Below are 18,889 nucleotides of genomic sequence, written 5' to 3'. Positions count from 1 at the left end.
TTGGCTGACGCGATTTGTGCGTTCTCTCCTACGAGAGCAGACACGATTTCTTGTTCGTCGCGTTCGGGCATTCTGTGAAGCAACTCACAGCGAGCGGAAGTCAATTTCATCAATCTCGCTTGCAGGTTGATGAGGAGACCGTCATGCGAACAGCGTCCCGTAGCTTTGCCGAGAAGTTCCATGGCGTTGTCGATTACATGGTCGCAGCGCTGCACCAACAACGTGCAATCGAAGCGCGGCGCGTCTTGCAGCGCTACCACCATTTGCTGCACGCGCCGAGCGAATCCTCGCCTTTGAACGAATGCATTTCCGTCCGCAATGAAGAGGAATTTTCAGCAAATGCCCACAAATCCGCTGCGCGCGAGCGTTCGGCCCCGCGTCCAAGTCTCGAGCGCGCGTAACCTCAATATTGTCGCCATGGCGCTCACCGCAGCGCTCGTTACCCTTCAACTCGTTGGTCTTGTCATGCTGGAGCGGTCGCACGCGCATGCCATGCAGGTGTCGTTTCCGCGCGAGGCGACGAGTTGCGCTGACAGCGCCGCCGCATCGGTATCACCAATTCCCTACGACTAGGCGGGGGTCACTATGCCCGACATCACGACACTGCTGCTGCTCAGCCTCGCCGTATTCGCCGGAGCCTTCGTCTCGGGGCTCTCGGGCTTCGCTTTCTCCGCGGTTGCCGGCGCCGTCCTGCTGCGCGTGTTTCAGCCGCTCGAGGCGGTGCCGTTGATGATGGCGTGCAGCATCGGCGTGCAGGCGACCAATCTGTGGGCGCTCCGGCGCAATATCCGCTGGGAAGGAAGTCTGCTCCTGATCATCGGCGGACTCATCGGCGTCCCGATTGCCGTCTCGTTGTTGCAGAGCACCGACACGCATCTGCTCCGGCGAGGCTTTGGTCTCGTCGTTGCGCTCTACGCCGGCTATATGCTGCTGAGGCCGACGCTGGTCACCGCCGGCGAGGCCGTCGGCCGCCCCTGGGTCGCACTGATCGGCTTCGGAGGAGGGCTTGTCGGCGGGCTCACCGCGATGCCCGGGGCGATCCCGACGATCTGGTGCGACATGCGCGGCATGCCCAAGAGCGAGCAGCGCGGCTTGGTGCAGCCGTTCATCGCCGCGATGCAGCTGTTTGCGATCGTCCTACTGGTCGGGCACCAGGACCTGTCGTCAAAGGTCTTCGTCGACCTCGCGGTCAGCTTGCCGGCCTTGTTTGCCGGCTCGGCGCTCGGCGTTATCGCCTTTCACCGGGTAAACGAGACGGTCTTTCGCAAGACCGTGCTCGTTCTCTTGCTGGTGTCGGGAATCTCTCTGCTTTAGTGCCCGGCGCCTTGAACCGGTGCCGCGCTGATGTCGCTCCCATGATGCACCAGCGGCTTCATGCCGGTAACGGTCCGCAGCAGCACATAGAACACGGGCGTCAGGAACAGGCCGAACACGGTGACGCCGATCATACCGGAGAACACCGCGACGCCCATCGCGCGCCGCATCTCCGAACCCGCGCCGGTGGAGAGCACCAGCGGCAGCACGCCCATGATGAAGGCCATCGACGTCATCAGGATCGGGCGCAGCCGCAGGCGGCTCGCCTCGATCGCGGCCCGGATCGGCGTGCGGCCTGCGAATTCGAGCTCGCGCGCGAATTCGACGATCAGGATCGCGTTCTTGGCGGAGAGGCCAACGAGCACGATCAGGCCGATCTGCGTAAAGACGTTGTTGTCACCCTTCGAGAGCCAGACGCCGAACATCGCAGCCAACAGGCCCATCGGTACGATCATGATGATCGAGAGCGGCAGGGTGAGGCTCTCATAGAGCGCCGCCAGCACGAGGAACACCAGCAGGATCGCCAGCGGGAACACCCAGAGGCCGGAATTGCCGGCGATGAACTCCTGATAAGTCAGGTCGGTCCATTCGAAGGCGAAGCCGGGCGGCAGCACTTCCGCCGCGATTCGGGTCGCCGCTTCCTGTGCCTGGCCCGACGAGAAGCCGGGCGCCGCGGCCGCGTTGATGTCGGACGACAGAAAGCCGTTGTAACGGATCGCACGCTCAGGTCCTGCGCTCTGGCGAATCTTCAGCAGCGCCGACAAGGGCACCATGTCGCCGGATGATGAGCGTACCTTCAACTGCCTGATGTCGTCCGCACGCGCGCGGAACGGCGCATCCGCCTGGACATAGACTGAATAGGTGCGGCCGAACTTGTTGAAGTCGTTGACGTAGTAGGAGCCGAGGTAGATCTGCAGCGTGTTGAAGACCTCCGTCACCGGCACGCCAAGCTGCAGCGCCTTGGTGCGATCGATGTCGGTGAACAGCTGGGGCACGTTGACCTGGAAGCTCGAGAACACGCCGGCGATCTCCGGCGCCTTCTGCATCGCCGCCATGAATGCCTTGGTGGCCTCGTTCAGCGCCTCATAGCCGAGGCCCGCGCGGTCCTCGATCTGCAGCTTGAAGCCGCCGATGGTGCCGAGGCCGTTGACGGGCGGGGGCGGGAACATGGCGATGAAGGCTTCCTGGATGCCGGCATATTTCTTGTTCAGCTCGGCTGCGATGGCGTTCCCGCTGAGCGATGGATCCTTGCGCTCGTCGAATGGCTTCAACGTGGAGAATACGATGCCGGCGTTAGAGGAGTTGGTGAAGCCGGAGATCGACAGGCCCGGAAAGGCCACGGAGCTTTCGACGCCGGGCTGGGTCAGCGCGATGTCGCTCATCTTGCGGATTACCTCTTCGGTGCGGTCAAGTGTCGCCCCATCGGGCAGGCGGGCGAAGCCGACCAGGTATTGCTTGTCCTGGCCCGGCACGAACCCACCAGGCACCTGCTGGAACAAGAAGGCAGTGAGGCCGACCAGCACCACGTAGAGGCCCATCACGGAGGCCTTGCCCGAGATCACCTTGGTGACAGTGCCGCTGTAGCTGTTCGAGGAGAAAGTGAAGGCCTGGTTGAAACGCCGGAAGAACCAGCCGAAGCCGCTTTCCATGATAAGCGTCAGCCGGTCCTTTGGCTCGTTATGCCCTTTGAGCAGCAGGGCCGACAGAGCGGGCGACAGCGTCAGGGAGTTGACGGCCGAGATCACGGTCGAGATCGCGATGGTCAGCGCGAACTGCTTGTAGAACTGTCCGGTTAGGCCGGAGATGAAGGCGAGCGGCACGAACACCGCGATCAGCACCATCGCAATCGCGATGATCGGCCCCGACACCTCGCGCATCGCCTGGTAGGTGGCATCGCGTGGCGACAGGCCGCCTTCGATGTTGCGCTCGACATTCTCGACCACGACGATGGCGTCGTCGACGACGATGCCGATGGCGAGCACGAGACCGAACAGGCTGAGCGCGTTGATGGAGAAGCCGAACACGTGCATCACCGCGAACGTGCCGACGATGGAGACCGGCACGGCCAGGAGCGGGATGATCGAGGCGCGCCAGGTCTGCAGGAACAGGATCACCACCAGCACCACCAGGGCGATCGCCTCCAGCAGCGTGTGGATCACGGCCTCGATCGAGGAGCGCACGAACTGGGTGGGGTCATAGACGATCTGGTAGGACACGCCGTCCGGCATGTTCTTCTTGATCTCGGCCATGGTGGCGCGGACGTGATCGGAAATCTCGAGCGCATTGGAGCCGGGCGCCTGGAAGATCGGGATCGCCACCGCCTGCTTGTTGTCGAGCAGCGAACGCAGACCGTATTCGGAGGCCCCTAACTCGATGCGCGCGACGTCGCGCAGCCGCACCACTTCGCCGCGCATGCCGGTCTTGACCACGATATCGCCGAACTGCTCCTCGTTGGCGAGGCGTCCTTCCGCATTGACCGAGAGCTGCAGGTCGATGCCCTTGACGTTCGGGGACGAGCCGACAACGCCGGCGGCGGCCTCGACGTTCTGCGACTGGATCGCCTTCACGATGTCGCTCGCGGTCAGGCCGTGCTCGGCCGCCTTCTGCGGATCGACCCAGACCCGCATGGAATAGTCGCCCGCGCCATAGAGCTGGACGTCACCGACGCCATCGATCCGCGCCAGCCGGTCCTTGACGTTGAGCACTGCGTAGTTGCGCAAGTACGTCATGTCGTAGCGGCCGTTCGGCGACAGCAGATGCACGACCATGGTGAGGTCGGGCGAGGACTTCTTGGTGATGATGCCGAGCTGGCGCACCACGGCGGGCAGGCGCGGCTCGGCCTGCTGCACGCGGTTCTGCACCAGCTGCGTCGCCTTGTCGGGATCGGTGCCGAGGCGGAACGTCACCGTCAGCGTCATCGCGCCGTCGGTGGTCGCCTGGCTCGACATGTAGAGCATGCCTTCGACGCCGTTGATCTGCTCCTCGATCGGGGTCGCCACCGTCTCCGCGATCACCTTGGGATTGGCGCCGGGATAGGTCGCGCGCACCAGCACCGAGGGCGGCACGACATCGGGATATTCCGAGATCGGCATCGCGAACAGCGAGATCAGGCCGGCGAGGAAAATCAGCACCGACAGCACGCCGGCGAAGATCGGACGGTCAATGAAGAATTTTGAGAGATTCATGGCTTTGCCCCTGCGCGAGAGACAGCTCTCCCGCACTCCGGGACGCAGGTCGTGCCTGCGAAGGCCGGAATCGAGATGCGATGTCTTGGTCGGTATGTCCGGATCATTCCGGACGCGTGTCGCGCGTCGTCCGGAATGAGGTAACTAGCGTTGCACCACGTCCTGGTTGCTGTGGTTGGAGGCCTGCTGGCCGCGCGCACCCATCGCCGCGACCTCGGTCTTGAGGAGGGCGCCGGGACGCACGCGCTGAAGGCCGTTGACCACGATGCGGTCGCCGGGCTTCAGGCCTGCGGTGACGATCCGCAGGCCGTCGACGGCGCCGCCGAGCGTGATCGGCCGATAGACTGCGCGGCTGTCGTCGCCGACCGCCATCACGAACTTCTTGTCCTGGTCGGTGCCGATCGCACGCTCGTCGATCATCACCAGTGTCTGCTGCTTCGGCTGGCCCATGCGCACGCGGGCGAACTGGCCGGGAATGAGACGTCCGTCGTCGTTGGGGAATACGGCTCGCACACGGATGGTGCCACTCTGGCCGTTGACCTGGTTGTCGATGAGCTGGATGTGGCCCTTGGCCGAGAGGGCGCCCGATGTCGTCATCTCGACCGGGATCTGGTCGAGATTGCCGCGTCTGCCGGTGCTATCCGCGATCGAGTTCAGCGCGCGCAGAACGACCTCTTCGTCCGCGTCGAACGAAGCGTAGATCGGATTGACCGAGACCAGCGACGTCAGCACCGGGGAGGCGGTGCCGGCGGCGACGAGATTGCCGATGGTGATCTCGATCTTGCCGACGCGGCCGTCCACCGGCGCGCGCACCTCGGTGTAGTCGAGATTGAGCTTTGCGGTTTGGAGCGTCGCCTCGGCGGCCTTCACGTTGGCAATGGCTTCGCGATTGGCATTGTCGCGCTGATCGTAGTCGCGGCGGGTGACCACGGCGTTGCCGACCAGCTGTGCGCCACGATCGAGCTCACTCTTGGTGAAGACCACGCGTGCCTTCGCGGCCTCGAGCTGCGCGGCTGCCTTGTCGACTTCGGCCTCATAAGGAGCGGGATCTATCTTGAACAGGACGTCACCGGCCTTCACCAGCGCGCCTTCGGTGAAGTTGGTGGACAGGATCGCGCCAGCGACGCGCGGGCGAAGCTCGACGCGTTGGATGGCCTCGAGCCGGCCGGAGAAATCGTCCCACAGCACCGTCTGCTTTGGTTCGATCAGCGCGACGGTTACGGGGACGGCCTGCTCGGCTGCCGCGCCAGTTGCGGTCGCCTGGGCTGCATGGAAGTAGTGCCCGGTCGCGATCGAGCCGGCCGCGGCGAGGGCGCCAATGATGGCGACGCCGCCAAGCAGGCGGCGGAAACGGCCGGCGGGGGAAGTTTCTTGGGAGGGGTGCATTTGCGCGCTCCAGATATGTAGTGTTCACTACAGATGTGGAGCTGGATACCGCAGCGCAAGATACTTATGTACCATTCACTAAGAAAATTGTAGCCGCATACCGCAAGAAATGGAAGAGCCCGGAAATATAAAGCTAGAACAAATAGATAGGATTCGACGTTAAGCCTGAGGCGGAACGTGAATCCGAGGAGACAGGCACATGGGCATTGGACGCCCCCGCGAATTCGACGCCGAGACGGCGTTGGACCGGGCGATGGAAGTGTTTTGGCGCCATGGCTATGAGGGCGCCACGATTGCCCAGCTCACCGAGGCGATGGGCATCAACCCGCCGAGCCTTTATGCGTGCTTCGGCAACAAGGAAGGCCTGCTCAAGGCTGCCCTCGACCGCTACACCAAGCTGCGCGGTGTGTGGATGGACGAAGTGGTGGCGGCGCCGACCGCCCGTGATGTCGCCGACCGCATGCTGATGGGCATCGCCGAAAAGCAGACCGACCCCGCCAATCCACCGGGCTGCCTGCTGGTGCAGGGCGGCATCGCCTGCGGCACCGGCTCCGAAAATGTCCCCTTCGAGCTCGCCGCGCGCCGCGCCCAGAACGAAGACCAGCTCCGCGACCGTTTTGTCCGCGCCAAGGCGGAAGGTGATCTCAAGGCAAGCGCCGATCCCGCCGCGCTCGCGCGCTACGTCTCGGCGGTCGCCGTCGGCATGGGCGTGATGGCATCGTCCGGCGCGGATCGTGAAGCGCTGCGGCAGGTGGCGAGCGTCGCCGTGCAGGCGGTCGAGGCGCAGTCGAGGCGGGCGTAAGACGCGCTCGGGGCGGACCTGCCCGCTGGACAAGTGACACCCATGTTCGCCCTGACATTTCTCGGAACCTCGGCCAGCGTCCCCTCCGCAGAGCGCAACCATCCGGCGTTGCTGCTGGAGGTCGCCGGCCAGCGGATGCTGATCGATTGCGGCGAGGGCACGCAGCGCCAGCTGTTGCGGAGCGGCGCCGGTTTTCGCCGGCTTGATCGCATCCTGCTGACGCATGGTCATCTCGATCACGTGTTGGGCATCCCCGGCCTGTTCTCGACATTGGGGCTGCGGCAGACTTCCGACGCGATGACCATCCATGGTGGTCCTGGCACGCTCGACATCGTCATCCGCATCCTTGCAGGCCTGTGGGGACCGGGAAGGGCGCCGATCTCGGTACAGTTCGCGCCGGTCTCCGAGGGGCAGGTGGTCGACACCGGGGACTTCACCATCGACTGTTTTCCGGTCCGCCACCGTGACACCGACAGTTTTGGATTCTCGTTTCGGAGTCCCGCGCGGCGCCATCTCTTGTCTGATCGCCTGTCCGCGCTTGGCGTGCCTGACGGACCCATGCGCGGCGAGCTGGCCGGGGGGCGCACCATTACCCTTGAAGGCGGCCGGACCATCAATCCGGAGGATGTGCTGGGTCCGCCGAGCGGTGGCAAGAAGCTGGTTGTGATCGGCGACACAGAGACGACGGACGGTCTCTCCAAACATGTCGCGGACTCCGATCTGCTGGTGATCGAGGCGACATTCCTGGATCGCGATGCCGCAACCGCGCGCGATTACGGCCATCTCACCGCGGCTGAGTCGGCCCGGTTCGCGGCCGCGAACAACGTCCGCCAACTCGTGCTGACGCATCTGTCGGGCCGCTACGAGGACGACGAGATCCTGGCTGAGGCGGCAAAGATATTCCCGCACGTCAGGATCGCCGCCGACTTCGATCGTATCGATGTTTAGGCAGCGCGTTGCACAGCCGTTAATCTTACCTGTCAAGGTTGACGCGACTTCATTCCCGCAGCCGTGCATCGGCGCGATATTTTCGCAACATCAGCAGTCAGCCCTGTATTGAGAGTACTATGTCTCGTTCCGTTGAATTGATCGTCCAAGGCTATGTGAAGCTGAACGATCGCGATGCGCTGGAAGACATTCTGGCGCATCGGCAGGACCTGTTGCGGCAGCTCGTGGTCGTGACAGGTGTAGACCCGCAGCAGGCCATCGCGCAGGTCAACGGGGAAATCACCATCATCGAGGCCGGGCTTGCGACGCTCGTTCCGGAATAGACGCAGCGTGCCGGCGGAAGGCGCGCTCAGCTCACTAGGCCGATTTGATCGCGAGCTCTTGCACCGTGCCTGTCAGCCGCATCAGCCTGGGCAGCGCGTGATCGCGAAAGGTCGGCGTGTCCATGCGCATCGCATCCACGGTGTCGCTCAGTCCCGCGATCACGGAGGGGCGGCGTCGCCAGCGTGCGCAGGCCGGCATCGGAGACCGCGTGGCCTCTCTTCTCGCCCCACATCGCCTCCGAAACGGAGCGGTGGAAGAAGATCTTCGAGGCCGCCAATAACGAGTTGGACCAGGCTGTGATCCATCCACGGCAGTGCTTGCCAGCGTGGGGACGAGCAGGTAGAAGGCTGCACGCCTGAGCCGTGATTTGCGCCGACCGCGCTTCCGGCCAAAGTCGGACAGATCAGTAAGATATTGAATTTGTTCGGCTATTCCGTTGGGGAATGGTGTAACGGTAGCACAACAGACTCTGACTCTGTTTGTCTTGGTTCGAATCCAGGTTCCCCAGCCAGTTTCAGGCGCTCTCCAGCGGCTACAGCCATTTCCGGGCGCCATCGCCCCTGCAGCGCATTTGACCAGCCATTCCTCGCGACGGTTTGCCTCATCCATCATCAGTCGGATCGGACCGCATCCGATCGTCCTTGTGACGTTCAACCCAAGGAGATCCCAATGCCCTATGTCGATGGTTTTGTGCTCGCCGTGCCGAAGGACAAGATCGAGGCCTACAAGGCGCTGGCACGAAAGGCGTGTTCGGTGTGGATGGAGCATGGCGCGCTCGATTATGTCGAGTGTATCGGCGACGACGTTCCCTATGGCCAGCTCACGTCTTTTCCCCGCGCGGTGATGGCCACGGAGGACGAGGTCGTGGTGTTCTCCTGGATCGTCTATCGCGACCGGCAGAGCCGCGACGCCGTCAATGCCAAGGTGATGGCTGATGCGAGGCTCAAAGGCTCAGACATGCCGTTCGACGGCAAGCGCATGATCTATGGCGGCTTCACGGCGCTGCTGCGCGCGGATGAGATCGTCCGCTGAGTGCACGCTTCGTCCGCCTGCGCGACTGGCTCACCTCCGAGTTGCTGCATCCAGCCCAATCGAGGAACGCTATGCTGACTGTCTATGGCGAAGGTCGTGGCTTTCGTGTTGTTTGGCTGCTGGAGGAGTTGGGATTGGCTTACCGGCTGCGCCCGATCGATCTGCTCGCCGTCGAGGAAGATCGCGATTTCCTTGCGATCAACCCCGCCGGATTCATTCCCGCGCTCCAGGATGGCGAGACGATCATGGTCGAATCCATCGCCATTCTCGAGTACCTGCTCGCCCGCTACGGCTCGTGTTCGCTTAGCGTCGCCCCTGATGATCCCGCCTTCGCCCCTTATTTGCAATTCCTCCATCTGGGCGAGGCCGGGCTCGCCGGGCCGATGAACGCCGTCTTGGTCGGCCGTCAATTCGCGCCTGAAGCCGAGCGAGAGGCCCGCGTGACCCGCTGGGCCGACGAGACCTTTCAGAGCCGGCTGGGTTTGGTGATCCGGCGCCTCGCGGATTGCCCCTATCTGGCCGGCGACCGGTTCACCGCTGCCGATATCTCGGTGAGCTATGCCCTGCTGCTCGGCCTGCGAACCGGCAACTACGTTCCCGGGCCTGCGGAGCGGGACTATCTTGTCCGCACGACGGCTCGCCCTGCCTATGCCCGAGCGATGGAGAACTGCCCGGCCACCAAGGTCTGGGCGGCGAGATCACCGGGACTGTAACACTCGCTTTATCGGGGCGGCCAAGCGCTTGGACCGAGCTCCGCCTGAAGCAGCAGCAGCAGGCAGCCCGAGAGCCGCGTCTCCATCTCTTTCGATCGGAGCGACAGCGGTCCGGGGTCGTTGAGGATCGCGTTCACCAGCGTGCCGAGCACGACCTGCAGGCCGAACGCGATCGCGCGGGTCTTGGCGGCCGTGCGGCCCTTGCCCATGGCCGGGAGCAGGAGAGGGGTGGCACGTTCGGTCGTGGTCTTGGCCAGCGCCTTGAACGGTGTCCATTTGTCCGGACGGGTGTCATCATGCTGGAGGGCGGCGCGGAGCACGCCTTCATGCTCGCGCATCCAGGCGATGATGCCGTCGACGACGATGCCGCAGAGCTTGTCGAGATCGGCGTCGGCGGAGGGGCGCCTGATCTCGCCGAGCCGCTGCTCGCCGTCGCGCGCGGCCAGGGCGATCAGCGCGTTGAAATAGGCCTCCTTGCTCTCGAAGCGGCTGTAGAAGGCGCCGACGGTGACATCGACTTCGGCGCAGAGCGCCTCGATCGAGAGCTCGCCAAGGCTTCGTGTCCGCAGCATGTCGGCGCCGGCCCGCAGCAGCGCCAGCGTCGTCTCGCGGCTGCGTTTCTGGCGTGACGGCGCCACGCCCGGCAGGTCGAAATCGCGAGAGCCGGGCTTCTCGGACGAGGGCCGCGTTCGTGCTTGCATCAGCGTAGAAACATAATCATAATTCGGATTATAATTTAGAATAAGGCGAGCCGCGGGTCAACCGTGACGGCCGGCATAGGGAGCAACAGATGAGCGCAGGCAGCGGCACGCCGTTCCGCGGGACCGTCGGCAGGACGGTTGCGGAGTCAAAACCCTGGTGGCCCGAGGCCGTGAAGCCGCCTGCGGGCGCGCCGAACATTCTCATCGTGCTGTTCGACGACGTCGGCTTCTCCGATTTCGGCTGCTATGGGTCTTCGATCAAAACGCCGACCATCGACCGGCTCGCCGCGGAAGGCTTGCGCTATTCCGGCTTCCACACCACCGCGATGTGCTCGACGACGCGCGCTGCATTGCTCACCGGGCGCAACCACCATTCGGTCGGTGTCGGGTGCCTTGCCAATTTCGATTCCGGCTACCCCGGCTATCGCGGCAAGATCGCTCGCGAGGCGGGGACGCTCGCCGAAATGCTGCGGGTCCACGGCTATCGCAACTACATGGTCGGCAAATGGCACGTCACGCCGCTGACCGAGAGCGGCGCCACCGGCCCGTTCGACGGCTGGCCTCTCGGCCGCGGCTTCGATCGCTTTTACGGCTTCCTCGACGCCGAGACCGACCAATATGCGCCCGAGCTTGTTTCCGACAACACGCATATCGATCCTCCGGGCACTTACGCCGATGGCTATCATCTGACCGAGGATCTGATCGATCAGGCCATCCGCTTCATCGGCGATCATCATGCCGATCGGCCCGATATTCCCTGGCTGACCTGGATCGCGCTGGGCGCCTGCCACGCGCCCCACCAGGCGCCGGCCGACATCATCCGACGCTACGATGCCCAATTCGCGCACGGCTGGGATGTCGAGCGTGAACGGCGGCTGGCGCGTCAGAAGGCGTTGGGGCTGGTGCCGCAGGAGACGCGAATGCCGGAGCGCAATGACGGCGTGAAGGCGTGGGACGATCATTCGGCCGACGAGCGGCGGGTATTCACCCGGTTGCAGGCGGCCTTTGCCGGCATGCTCGAACATTCCGACCGGCACCTTGCGCGTCTGGTCTCATTCCTCGAGACGGCTGGCATGCGCGACGACACCGTCATCATCGTGATGTCCGACAATGGTGCGAGCCAGGAGGGCGGACCGCTCGGCTTCGTCAACGCGATGGGGCCATTCAACTTCAAGCCGGAGCCGATCGCCGAGAAGCTCGCCCGCATCGACGACATCGGCGGGCCCGACACCCACAGCAATTTCCCGCATGGCTGGGCCATGGCCTCCAACACGCCGCTGCGCCGCTACAAGCAGAACACCCATGGCGGCGGCATTCGCGATCCCTTCGTCATCACCTGGCCGAAGCGCATTGCCGCCAAGGGCGAACTGCGCCACCAGTTCGTGCACGCCAGCGATCTGACGCCGACCCTGCTGGAATTGATCGGCATCGAGGCGCCCACCACGATCGCCGGGTGCCCGCAGATGCCGCTCGAAGGCGCGAGCTTTGCGCGCTCGATCACGGACGCGACCGCGCCCTCAAAGGCCTCGCCGCAATATTTCGAGATGTTCGGCCATCGCGGCCTCTGGCAGGGCGGCTGGAAGGCGGTTGCCTATCACCCGCCGGGCACGCCCTTCGACAACGACAAATGGGAGCTGTTCCATCTCGAGAAGGATTTCTCCGAGACCAACGATCTCGCGGCGAAAGAGCCGGAGCGGCTCGCGCAGATGATCGCGACATGGTGGGACGAGGCGGAGAAGCACAATGTGCTTCCGCTCGACGACCGCTTCGGGCCGCGCTTCGCCGAGAATGCGGCACGCTTCCACGGCGCTCGCCACCACTTCGTCTTTCACGCCGGCATGGGACACGTTCCGACCGACGTGGCGCCCGACGTTCGCAGCCGCAGCTACACGATCGAGGCGCATGTCGAGATCGACGACGCGGGTGCGAGCGGCGTGCTGATCTCGCATGGGGACGCGACGTCAGGCTACAGCCTTTACGTCAGGGACGGCCACCTCGTGCATGACCTCAACATCGGCGGCAGCCATCACATCGTGCGCTCCGACCGCAAGGTGCCACCGGACGTGCGGCGGCTCGGCGTTCACGTCGAGCGCCTGATCCGCAGGGAGCCGCCGGCCAAGGGCTCGCGCACCGGCGTCACCGAATACACGCTGCTGATCGACGGCGAGCCGGCCGGCTCGCTGCAGACCCAGCTCGGCTTCCACACCCTGATCTCGTGGTCCGGCCTCGATATCGGCCGCGACCGCGGCAGCCCGGTGTCGCATTACGAGGCGCCGTTCGAATTCGAGGGGCGACTGCTCCGCGTCACCGTCGCCATGCACAACGATCAGTCGCTCGACGGCGAGGCCGTCGGCAACGCCCAGATGGCGCGGCAGTAGGCGTGTGGCGCACCTACGGCTTAGGTGAAGGCGGCTGCAGTGGCGCGACCGCGGGAGGAGCGGTGTCATCCGTGATGCGTTCGTCCGTCGTGCGAATGCGTTTCACGTCCGGCATGGGCGAGGGCGGGCCGGCAGAGGGCGTCCGCGTAAAGTTGCCGTCGGTCTGGTCATTGCGAGGTACCCTCGCGTCATGGACCGTGGGCTCGGCGACAGGTGCAGTCGGTGGCTGCAACTGGGTCTGCGCGCTCGCGGCGGCGCTCATCATCCCAAATAGGATGACCAGGAGGCCGAGCCGATCCAGACCTGACTTCTCGCGTGTCATGCTTCACCGCCGATGTCTGGTCCCGCCGGCTGCAGAATAGACCGACGCGCGCGGCTCGGAAACCCGCTCGTGCAAGCCTTCGGCGTCTGCGGAGCTACTTGATCTTGTCGTAAGCTGCCGCGAAATCGCCGAGCGGCATCGGGATCGCGATCGTCTCCTTCGCCATATTCTGGAACGAGACCTTCAACTGCTTGCCCGAGCGCAAGGCAGCAAGCAGGTCCGGCGCGAGCGATGTCGAGGCGTAGCAGCCGCGGTTCTCGCAGGTCTGGATCTGGAGATCGACCGTCTTGCCCTCATCGACCTGGAGCTTTGCGCCGACCGGCAGGTTGAGGCCGAGCGGCAGCTGCAGCAATGCGATCGGCGTGCGGGTGTCGGGCGCGATGCGGATGTTGATCAGGACGACGGTCTGACCGGTTTTGGTCAGCACCGCGTTCTGCTCCATCGCGCATTCGAGCGGTGCGTCGCGGCTGACGCTGGTGCAGCGGACGATCCAGCCGGATTGCCCGGGAGCACCCTCGGCTTGTGGCTGGGTCGGTGCGGGCGTGGGCTGCGTGGCCGAAGGAGTCGCATTTTTCTTGGCGCCCTGCTGGGCAGAGGCGGCACCCGTCGACATCAGGACAGCGGCGGCGGCAAGAGCGACAAGTCTGGATTGCATGGGCATGGCGAAACCGCGTTGGCGTGAACCGAAATCTCGCTGTAGCGTCGCGGAAGCGGCGACGCAAGCTTACTCGGCGGCCTCCTTGACGGTGCGGTGCCCGGCTGTGTCGTGCCCTTCGTTCTCGGTCGAGCTGCCTTTGAACAGGTTCGAGAACTTGTCGAGATAGAGATAGACCACCGGCGTGGTGAACAGCGTGAGCGCCTGGCTGACGATCAGGCCGCCGACCATGGCGTAGCCCAGCGGCTGGCGGATCTCGGCGCCGGTGCCGTGGCCCAGCATCAGTGGCACGCCGCCGAGCAATGCCGCCATCGTCGTCATCATGATCGGGCGGAAGCGGAGCAGCGCAGCCTGACGGATCGATTCCTCCGGCGTCTTGTGCTCGTCGCGCTCGGCCGCGATGGCGAAGTCGACCATCATGATGCCGTTCTTCTTCACGATGCCGATCAAGAGGATGATGCCGATCAACGCGATCAGGCTGAAATCGAAACCGGCCGCCATCAGGATCGCGAGCGCGCCGACGCCGGCCGAGGGCAAGGTCGACAGAATCGTGATCGGATGGATGTAGCTCTCGTAGAGGATGCCGAGGATCAGATACACCACGACCAGCGCGGCGAGAATCAGGAGCGGCACGGTGCCGAGCGATTGCTGGAACGCCTGCGCGGTGCCCTGGAAGCTCGAGTTCAGCGTCGCCGGCGCGCCGAGATCAGCCATCGCCTTCTGCACCGCCTGCGTCGCTTGGCCGAGCGCGATGTCCGGGGCAAGGTTGAAGCTGATCGTGATCGCCGGAAACTGGCCCTGGTGGCTGATCGAGAGCGGACGGACCGGATCGGTGGTCCAGGTCGCAAACGTCGATAGCGGCACCTGATCGCCGGTCAGCGGCGATTTCAGATAGAGCTTGTTCAGCGAATCCAGGTTGCCTTGCATCTCCGGCAGGATTTCCAGGATCACCTTGTAGGTGTTGAGCTGAGTAAAATACTGCGTCACCTGCCGCTGGCCGAAGGCATCGTAGAGCGTGTCGTCGATCAGCTGCGGCTGGATGCCGTAGCGCGAGGCGGTGTCGCGGTTGATCTTGAGCTGGACCGTAGTGCCCTGGGTCTGCTGGTCGGTCGCGACGTCACGCAGCTCCGGCAGCGTCTGCATCTTGGCGAGAATCTTCGGCGCCCATTCATTGAGCTCGGAGAGATCGGCATCCTGCAGCGTGAATTCGAACTGCGTGCGGGTGGGCCGGCCGCCGAGCCGGACGTCCTGGGCCGCCTGCATGTAAAGCCGGGCGCCGGGCACCTTCTCGAGTTGAGGACGGAGGCGTCCAATGACCTGCTGCGCCGAAGCGTCGCGGTCATTGCGGGGCTTCAACGTGATGAACAGATTGCCGTTGTTGCCGGCCCTTCCGCTGCCGCCGATGGCCATGGCGACGCTCGCAACGGCGGGATCTGCCTGTATGATCTTGGCCAGCGCCTCCTGCCGTTCCTTCATGGCCGCGAAGGAAATGTCCTGCGAAGCTTCCGAGGTCGCAGTGATCAGGCCGTTGTCCTGCTGCGGGAAGAAGCCTTTGGGGATCAAGACGAAGAGGTAGACCGACAGCGCAAGGGTCGCGAAGAAGATGAGGAGCGTCGTGCGCTTCCAGCTCAGGGCGATGTCGAGGATGTGCTCATAGCCGCGCAGCATCGCGTCAAAGGCGCGCTCGCTCCACTGATAGAAGCGGCCGTGCTGGACCTCTCCGTGGGCGCGCAGGAATCGCGACGCCATCATCGGAGTCAGCGTCAGCGAGACGATCATCGAGACGAAGATGGTCATCGCCAGCACGACGGCGAACTCGCGGAACAGACGGCCGATGATGCCGCCCATCAGCAGCAGCGGGATCAGCACGGCGACCAGCGAGATACTGATCGAAACGATGGTGAAACCGATTTCCTTGGCGCCTCTGAAGGCGGCGGCCATCGGCGCTTCACCTTCCTCGACGTAGCGGGAGATGTTCTCGAGCATGACGATGGCGTCGTCGACCACGAAGCCGACCGCGATCGTCAGCGCCATCAGGGAGAGGTTATCCAGGGTGTAGCCGAACACCCACATCAGCGAGCAGGCGCCGAGCAGCGCCAGGGGCACCGTGATCGTCGGAATGACCGTCGCCCAGAAGCTGCGCAGGAAGATGAAGATGACCATGACCACCAGGAAGATGGTCAGGAGCAGCGTGAACTGGACGTCCTCGACCGCGGCCCGAATGGTCTGGGTTCGGTCGCTCATCAGCTCGATCTTGATCGCCGGCGGGATCGCCGCCACGAGGCGGGGCAGGGTCGCCTTGATCTTGTCGACGGTTTCGATGACGTTCGCGCCGGGTTGCTTGAACACCACCAGGAAGACGCCGCGTTTGCCATTCGCCCAGGCCGCCTGTTTGGCGTCCTCGGGGCCTGTGACGGCCTGGCCGACGTCGCGGATGCGCAGCGGACCGCCGTTGCGATAGGCGATGATGACGTCGTTCCAGTCCTTTGACTGCGTGAGCTGGTCGTTGGCGTAGATCGTATAAGCGCGCTTCTCGCCGTCGATGTTGCCCTTGGGGCTATCGACCGTCGTGATCCCGATCTGGCTCCGCACGTCCTCCAGTGACAAGCCCTTGGCGACGAGCTTGGCCGGATCGATCTGGACGCGGATGGCCGGCTTCTGCTGACCGCCAATGATGACCTGTGCGACGCCGGAGATCTGACTGATCTGCTGGGCAAGCTGCGCGTCGACCGCGTCGCTGACGCTGGTCAGCGGCAGCGTGTCTGAGGTGGCGGATAGAAGCAGGATCGGAGAGTCCGCCGGATTGACCTTGCGATAGGTCGGCGGCGAGGGCAGGTTTTTCGGCAACTGGCCGCTGGCGGCGTTGATCGCGCCCTGCACGTCGTTCGCTGCGCCGTCGATGCTGCGGTTGAGGTCGAACTGGATGGTGACCGACGCGGTGCCGAGATAGCTCGTCGAGGTCATCTGCGCGATGCCGGGGATCTGCGCAAATTGCCGCTCCAGCGGCTGCGCCACCGACGAAGCCATGGTCTCCGGGCTGCCGCCGGGCAGATTGGCCGTGACTTGGATGGTCGGGAAGTCCACCTGCGGCAGCGGCGCGACCGGCAGCAGGGGATAGGCGACCAGGCCGACAAACAGAATGCCGGCCATCAGCAGCGATGTGCCGATGGGATAACGGATGAAAGGTGCCGAAATCCCGCCTTCGGTCATTCCTGCTGAACCTTGTTCTTCTGGGCCGGATCCGAACTCGCGACGGTCGTTGAAACGAGACTGCCGGGCTGTACCTTGTACTGGCCGCCGGTGATGACTTGCTGGCCGGGGCTCAATCCTTCGTCGACAACCGAACGGCCGTCGATGGAGTAGCTGACCTTGATCTTCCGAACCTCAGCCTTGTTGTCCTGACTGACGGTATAAGCGTAGAGGCCGTCGGTCGAATGCTGGACCGCATCGTCGGGAACGATAGTCGCGTCCCTCAACGTCCGGACCAGAAGGCGCGTCGACACCGATTGTCCGGGCCAAAGCGTATGCTCCCGGTTATCGAACACCGCCTTGAGCCGGATCGTTCCGCTGGTCGTATCGACCTGATTGTTGATGACGGCGAGCTTGCCTTCGGCCAGCGTCTTCTTGCCGTCGGTGGTGAACGCGATCACCTTGAGCTCGCCCGACTTCTGACCCTCGCTGATATAAGGCAACTGATCCTCGGGCGCGGTGAAGATCACCGTGATCGGCTCGACCTGCGCAATCGTGACGATACCGGTTTGGTTCGACGCATTGACGATGTTGCCGATGTCGACCTGACGCAGGCCGGCGACACCCGTGATCGGCGATTTGACTTGGGTGTAGTCCAGCTGGGTCTGGGCGTTGGCGATCGCGGCTTCGTCGGCGGCGATTTGCGCGGTGAGCTGGGCAACGGTGGAGCGCTGCGTGTCGGTCTGCTGACGCGTCGCGAATTCACCAAGCTTGGTGTAGCGCTGAAGATCGAGATTGGCGTTGGCGAGATTGGCCTCGTCCTGCGCCTTCTTCGCCTTGGCTTGATCAAGCGCGGCCTGGAACGGCCGCGGATCGATCTCGACCAGGAGATCGCCCTGCTTGACCATTTGGCCTTCGGTGAAGGCAATCTTGTCGATCTGGCCGTCCACCCGGGTTCGGACTTGTACGGTGTTGAAGCCCTGCACCGTGCCGAGGCCGGTCAGGTAGACCGGAAAATCCGCCTTCTGGACCGGCGAGATGCTGACGGGCACCGCGGCAACGCGCGGTGCACCCTTCTGTGCGGCTTGAGCTTTTGCGGCCTCGAACGCCTGGAATCGCTGCCAGCCGTAATAGCCGCCACCGGCCACGGCTGCGATGATGACAATCCAGAGGACCGGCCGTGACTTTTTCATATGCGAGCGTATCGGCTTGTATGCCCAAAACAACGAATTGTGGGGCTACCAAAGGGTTCCAGCATGGCTTGTATAATACACGCCAAGTTCCAGTGTAAACAGCACTATCCGTTGAGAATCCTAAACAATTGGAAAGCTTTGCACCCCGTAGGCATGCGGGTGACGCGGCGGTGTGCAGTACTGCATTTTGCTGGTCTGAGCGAGGAGCGTGCAAAAGATGGGCAACGCTCGCGGGCGACGTGGGTGAGGCCGCGCGCGAACGAGCGGCTCGGCACCCGAAGTGGGCAGATTCACCGTCGCCAGAACGGTTCTAAACCGCCCGGGCGGCGTTTCGGTTGTCAACAAAATCAGCCTCCTCCATATCAGCGCCGCCACATCAGGAGTGCAGAATGGACGAGTTGAACGGCAAGCTGATCGCGTGTCAGATTCTGATCACGGGATTGATCGCGCGCGTCGCCAATGAGCAACGCGATCCCTTGCGCTTCCTCACCGACTTTCGCGACGAGATCAAAGCCGTCGTTGGCGGCGTCAACATCGCCGGTATGGACAACACCGATCGCGTGCGCGCGACCGCGCAGCGCACCGTCGATGAATTGTTCTCGCTGATGAAGCCGCCGAGCAGCGATTGAGCTGTCCGAGATGACGCGCGAGCGCAAGCGCTGTTGTGTCTGACTGCATCAATGTGTCGCGGAGCATTTCGGCAATTTCAGATTCGAAATCTTAGAATCGATTTGATCTAGATGGATT

At 63.8% G+C, this 18,889-nt stretch carries 16 protein-coding genes and 1 tRNA gene; 10 read left to right on the top strand and 7 right to left on the bottom strand.

Annotated elements, in window-relative coordinates:
- The first annotated feature begins 50 nt into the window (after positions 1–50).
- The gene (locus X265_RS23860) at positions 51–401 is read left to right on the top strand and encodes a hypothetical protein (RefSeq protein ID WP_244659294.1); all 351 of its coding nucleotides are present in this window, start codon (positions 51–53) and stop codon (positions 399–401) included.
- Between the two features lie 184 nt (positions 402–585).
- Positions 586–1,314 carry a sulfite exporter TauE/SafE family protein gene (locus tag X265_RS23850; protein WP_128967013.1) on the top strand — a complete coding sequence of 243 codons (729 nt, stop codon included), beginning with the start codon at positions 586–588 and terminating at the stop codon, positions 1,312–1,314.
- Here the strand turns inward: X265_RS23850 and X265_RS23845 are convergent.
- Positions 1,311–4,499, bottom strand: a complete 3,189-nt coding sequence (locus X265_RS23845) for an efflux RND transporter permease subunit (RefSeq protein ID WP_128967012.1) — start codon at positions 4,497–4,499, stop codon at positions 1,311–1,313. The genes X265_RS23850 and X265_RS23845 overlap by 4 nt on opposite strands.
- Before the next feature lie 144 nt (positions 4,500–4,643).
- Positions 4,644–5,885, bottom strand: a complete 1,242-nt coding sequence (locus X265_RS23840) for an efflux RND transporter periplasmic adaptor subunit (protein ID WP_128967011.1) — start codon at positions 5,883–5,885, stop codon at positions 4,644–4,646.
- Positions 5,886–6,084: 199 nt separating this feature from the next.
- Here X265_RS23840 and X265_RS23835 point away from each other — a divergent pair, with 199 nt between their 5' ends.
- From X265_RS23835 to X265_RS23825, 3 genes are all read left to right on the top strand, one after another.
- Positions 6,085–6,687, top strand: coding sequence for a TetR/AcrR family transcriptional regulator (locus X265_RS23835; RefSeq protein ID WP_128967010.1), 603 nt, complete (start codon positions 6,085–6,087; stop codon positions 6,685–6,687).
- A 42-nt stretch (positions 6,688–6,729) separates the two neighbouring features.
- Complete coding sequence (gene rnz / locus X265_RS23830; protein ID WP_128967009.1) at positions 6,730–7,635, top strand: ribonuclease Z; 906 nt, start codon at positions 6,730–6,732, stop codon at positions 7,633–7,635.
- A 119-nt stretch (positions 7,636–7,754) separates the two neighbouring features.
- Positions 7,755–7,958 carry a hypothetical protein gene (locus tag X265_RS23825; RefSeq protein ID WP_128967008.1) on the top strand — a complete coding sequence of 68 codons (204 nt, stop codon included), beginning with the start codon at positions 7,755–7,757 and terminating at the stop codon, positions 7,956–7,958.
- A 34-nt stretch (positions 7,959–7,992) separates the two neighbouring features.
- Here X265_RS23825 and X265_RS23820 read toward each other — a convergent pair whose 3' ends face one another.
- The gene (locus tag X265_RS23820; RefSeq protein WP_244659295.1) at positions 7,993–8,157 is read right to left on the bottom strand and encodes a hypothetical protein; all 165 of its coding nucleotides are present in this window, start codon (positions 8,155–8,157) and stop codon (positions 7,993–7,995) included.
- A 239-nt stretch (positions 8,158–8,396) separates the two neighbouring features.
- On the opposite strand from X265_RS23820, the gene X265_RS23815 reads away from it, so the two are divergent.
- The 3 genes from X265_RS23815 to X265_RS23805 all read left to right on the top strand — a co-directional run bounded on the left by X265_RS23815 (position 8,397) and on the right by X265_RS23805 (position 9,704).
- Positions 8,397–8,470: transfer RNA gene (locus X265_RS23815), tRNA-Gln, on the top strand.
- Between the two features lie 158 nt (positions 8,471–8,628).
- Positions 8,629–8,991, top strand: a complete 363-nt coding sequence (locus tag X265_RS23810) for a DUF1428 domain-containing protein (protein ID WP_128967007.1) — start codon at positions 8,629–8,631, stop codon at positions 8,989–8,991.
- 71 nt (positions 8,992–9,062) lie between these two features.
- Positions 9,063–9,704, top strand: a complete 642-nt coding sequence (locus tag X265_RS23805; protein WP_128967006.1) for a glutathione S-transferase family protein — start codon at positions 9,063–9,065, stop codon at positions 9,702–9,704.
- An 8-nt stretch (positions 9,705–9,712) separates the two neighbouring features.
- Here X265_RS23805 and X265_RS23800 read toward each other — a convergent pair whose 3' ends face one another.
- Entirely contained in the window at positions 9,713–10,405 is a 693-nt protein-coding gene (locus X265_RS23800) for a TetR/AcrR family transcriptional regulator (protein WP_128967005.1), read from the bottom strand.
- Positions 10,406–10,494: 89 nt separating this feature from the next.
- On the opposite strand from X265_RS23800, the gene X265_RS23795 reads away from it, so the two are divergent.
- A complete protein-coding gene (locus X265_RS23795) occupies positions 10,495–12,783 on the top strand; it encodes an arylsulfatase (protein WP_128967004.1) in 2,289 nt (762 codons plus the stop codon).
- Between the two features lie 416 nt (positions 12,784–13,199).
- Here X265_RS23795 and X265_RS23790 read toward each other — a convergent pair whose 3' ends face one another.
- The 3 genes from X265_RS23790 to X265_RS23780 form a co-directional block, all read right to left on the bottom strand.
- Entirely contained in the window at positions 13,200–13,766 is a 567-nt protein-coding gene (locus tag X265_RS23790) for an invasion associated locus B family protein (protein ID WP_164938756.1), read from the bottom strand.
- A 63-nt stretch (positions 13,767–13,829) separates the two neighbouring features.
- A complete protein-coding gene (locus X265_RS23785) occupies positions 13,830–16,970 on the bottom strand; it encodes a multidrug efflux RND transporter permease subunit (protein WP_128967002.1) in 3,141 nt (1,046 codons plus the stop codon).
- Positions 16,967–18,142 carry an efflux RND transporter periplasmic adaptor subunit gene (locus tag X265_RS23780; protein ID WP_128967001.1) on the bottom strand — a complete coding sequence of 392 codons (1,176 nt, stop codon included), beginning with the start codon at positions 18,140–18,142 and terminating at the stop codon, positions 16,967–16,969. Before X265_RS23780 ends, X265_RS23785 begins: the two co-directional genes overlap by 4 nt.
- 389 nt (positions 18,143–18,531) lie before the next feature.
- On the opposite strand from X265_RS23780, the gene X265_RS23775 reads away from it, so the two are divergent.
- Positions 18,532–18,771 carry a hypothetical protein gene (locus X265_RS23775; RefSeq protein WP_128960038.1) on the top strand — a complete coding sequence of 80 codons (240 nt, stop codon included), beginning with the start codon at positions 18,532–18,534 and terminating at the stop codon, positions 18,769–18,771.
- Positions 18,772–18,889: the final 118 nt, after the last annotated feature.

It is taken from the genome of Bradyrhizobium guangdongense (genome assembly GCF_004114975.1).
Taxonomy (GTDB): Bacteria; Pseudomonadota; Alphaproteobacteria; order Rhizobiales; family Xanthobacteraceae; genus Bradyrhizobium; species Bradyrhizobium guangdongense.
This window is presented reverse-complemented; position numbering and strand designations above follow the sequence as displayed.

Excerpts from the sequence above, each read along its gene's own strand:
- X265_RS23850 (WP_128967013.1), top strand. The coding sequence starts at position 586 with ATGCCCGACATCACGACACTGCTGCTGCTCAGCCTCGCCGTATTCGCC.
- X265_RS23845 (WP_128967012.1), bottom strand. The coding sequence starts at position 4,499 with ATGAATCTCTCAAAATTCTTCATTGACCGTCCGATCTTCGCCGGCGTG.
- X265_RS23840 (WP_128967011.1), bottom strand. The coding sequence starts at position 5,885 with ATGCACCCCTCCCAAGAAACTTCCCCCGCCGGCCGTTTCCGCCGCCTG.
- X265_RS23835 (WP_128967010.1), top strand. The coding sequence starts at position 6,085 with ATGGGCATTGGACGCCCCCGCGAATTCGACGCCGAGACGGCGTTGGAC.
- rnz (WP_128967009.1), top strand. The coding sequence starts at position 6,730 with ATGTTCGCCCTGACATTTCTCGGAACCTCGGCCAGCGTCCCCTCCGCA.
- X265_RS23825 (WP_128967008.1), top strand. The coding sequence starts at position 7,755 with ATGTCTCGTTCCGTTGAATTGATCGTCCAAGGCTATGTGAAGCTGAAC.
- X265_RS23820 (WP_244659295.1), bottom strand. The coding sequence starts at position 8,157 with ATGCCGGCCTGCGCACGCTGGCGACGCCGCCCCTCCGTGATCGCGGGA.
- X265_RS23810 (WP_128967007.1), top strand. The coding sequence starts at position 8,629 with ATGCCCTATGTCGATGGTTTTGTGCTCGCCGTGCCGAAGGACAAGATC.
- X265_RS23805 (WP_128967006.1), top strand. The coding sequence starts at position 9,063 with ATGCTGACTGTCTATGGCGAAGGTCGTGGCTTTCGTGTTGTTTGGCTG.
- X265_RS23800 (WP_128967005.1), bottom strand. The coding sequence starts at position 10,405 with ATGCAAGCACGAACGCGGCCCTCGTCCGAGAAGCCCGGCTCTCGCGAT.
- X265_RS23795 (WP_128967004.1), top strand. The coding sequence starts at position 10,495 with ATGAGCGCAGGCAGCGGCACGCCGTTCCGCGGGACCGTCGGCAGGACG.
- X265_RS23790 (WP_164938756.1), bottom strand. The coding sequence starts at position 13,766 with ATGCCCATGCAATCCAGACTTGTCGCTCTTGCCGCCGCCGCTGTCCTG.
- X265_RS23785 (WP_128967002.1), bottom strand. The coding sequence starts at position 16,970 with ATGACCGAAGGCGGGATTTCGGCACCTTTCATCCGTTATCCCATCGGC.
- X265_RS23780 (WP_128967001.1), bottom strand. The coding sequence starts at position 18,142 with ATGAAAAAGTCACGGCCGGTCCTCTGGATTGTCATCATCGCAGCCGTG.
- X265_RS23775 (WP_128960038.1), top strand. The coding sequence starts at position 18,532 with ATGGACGAGTTGAACGGCAAGCTGATCGCGTGTCAGATTCTGATCACG.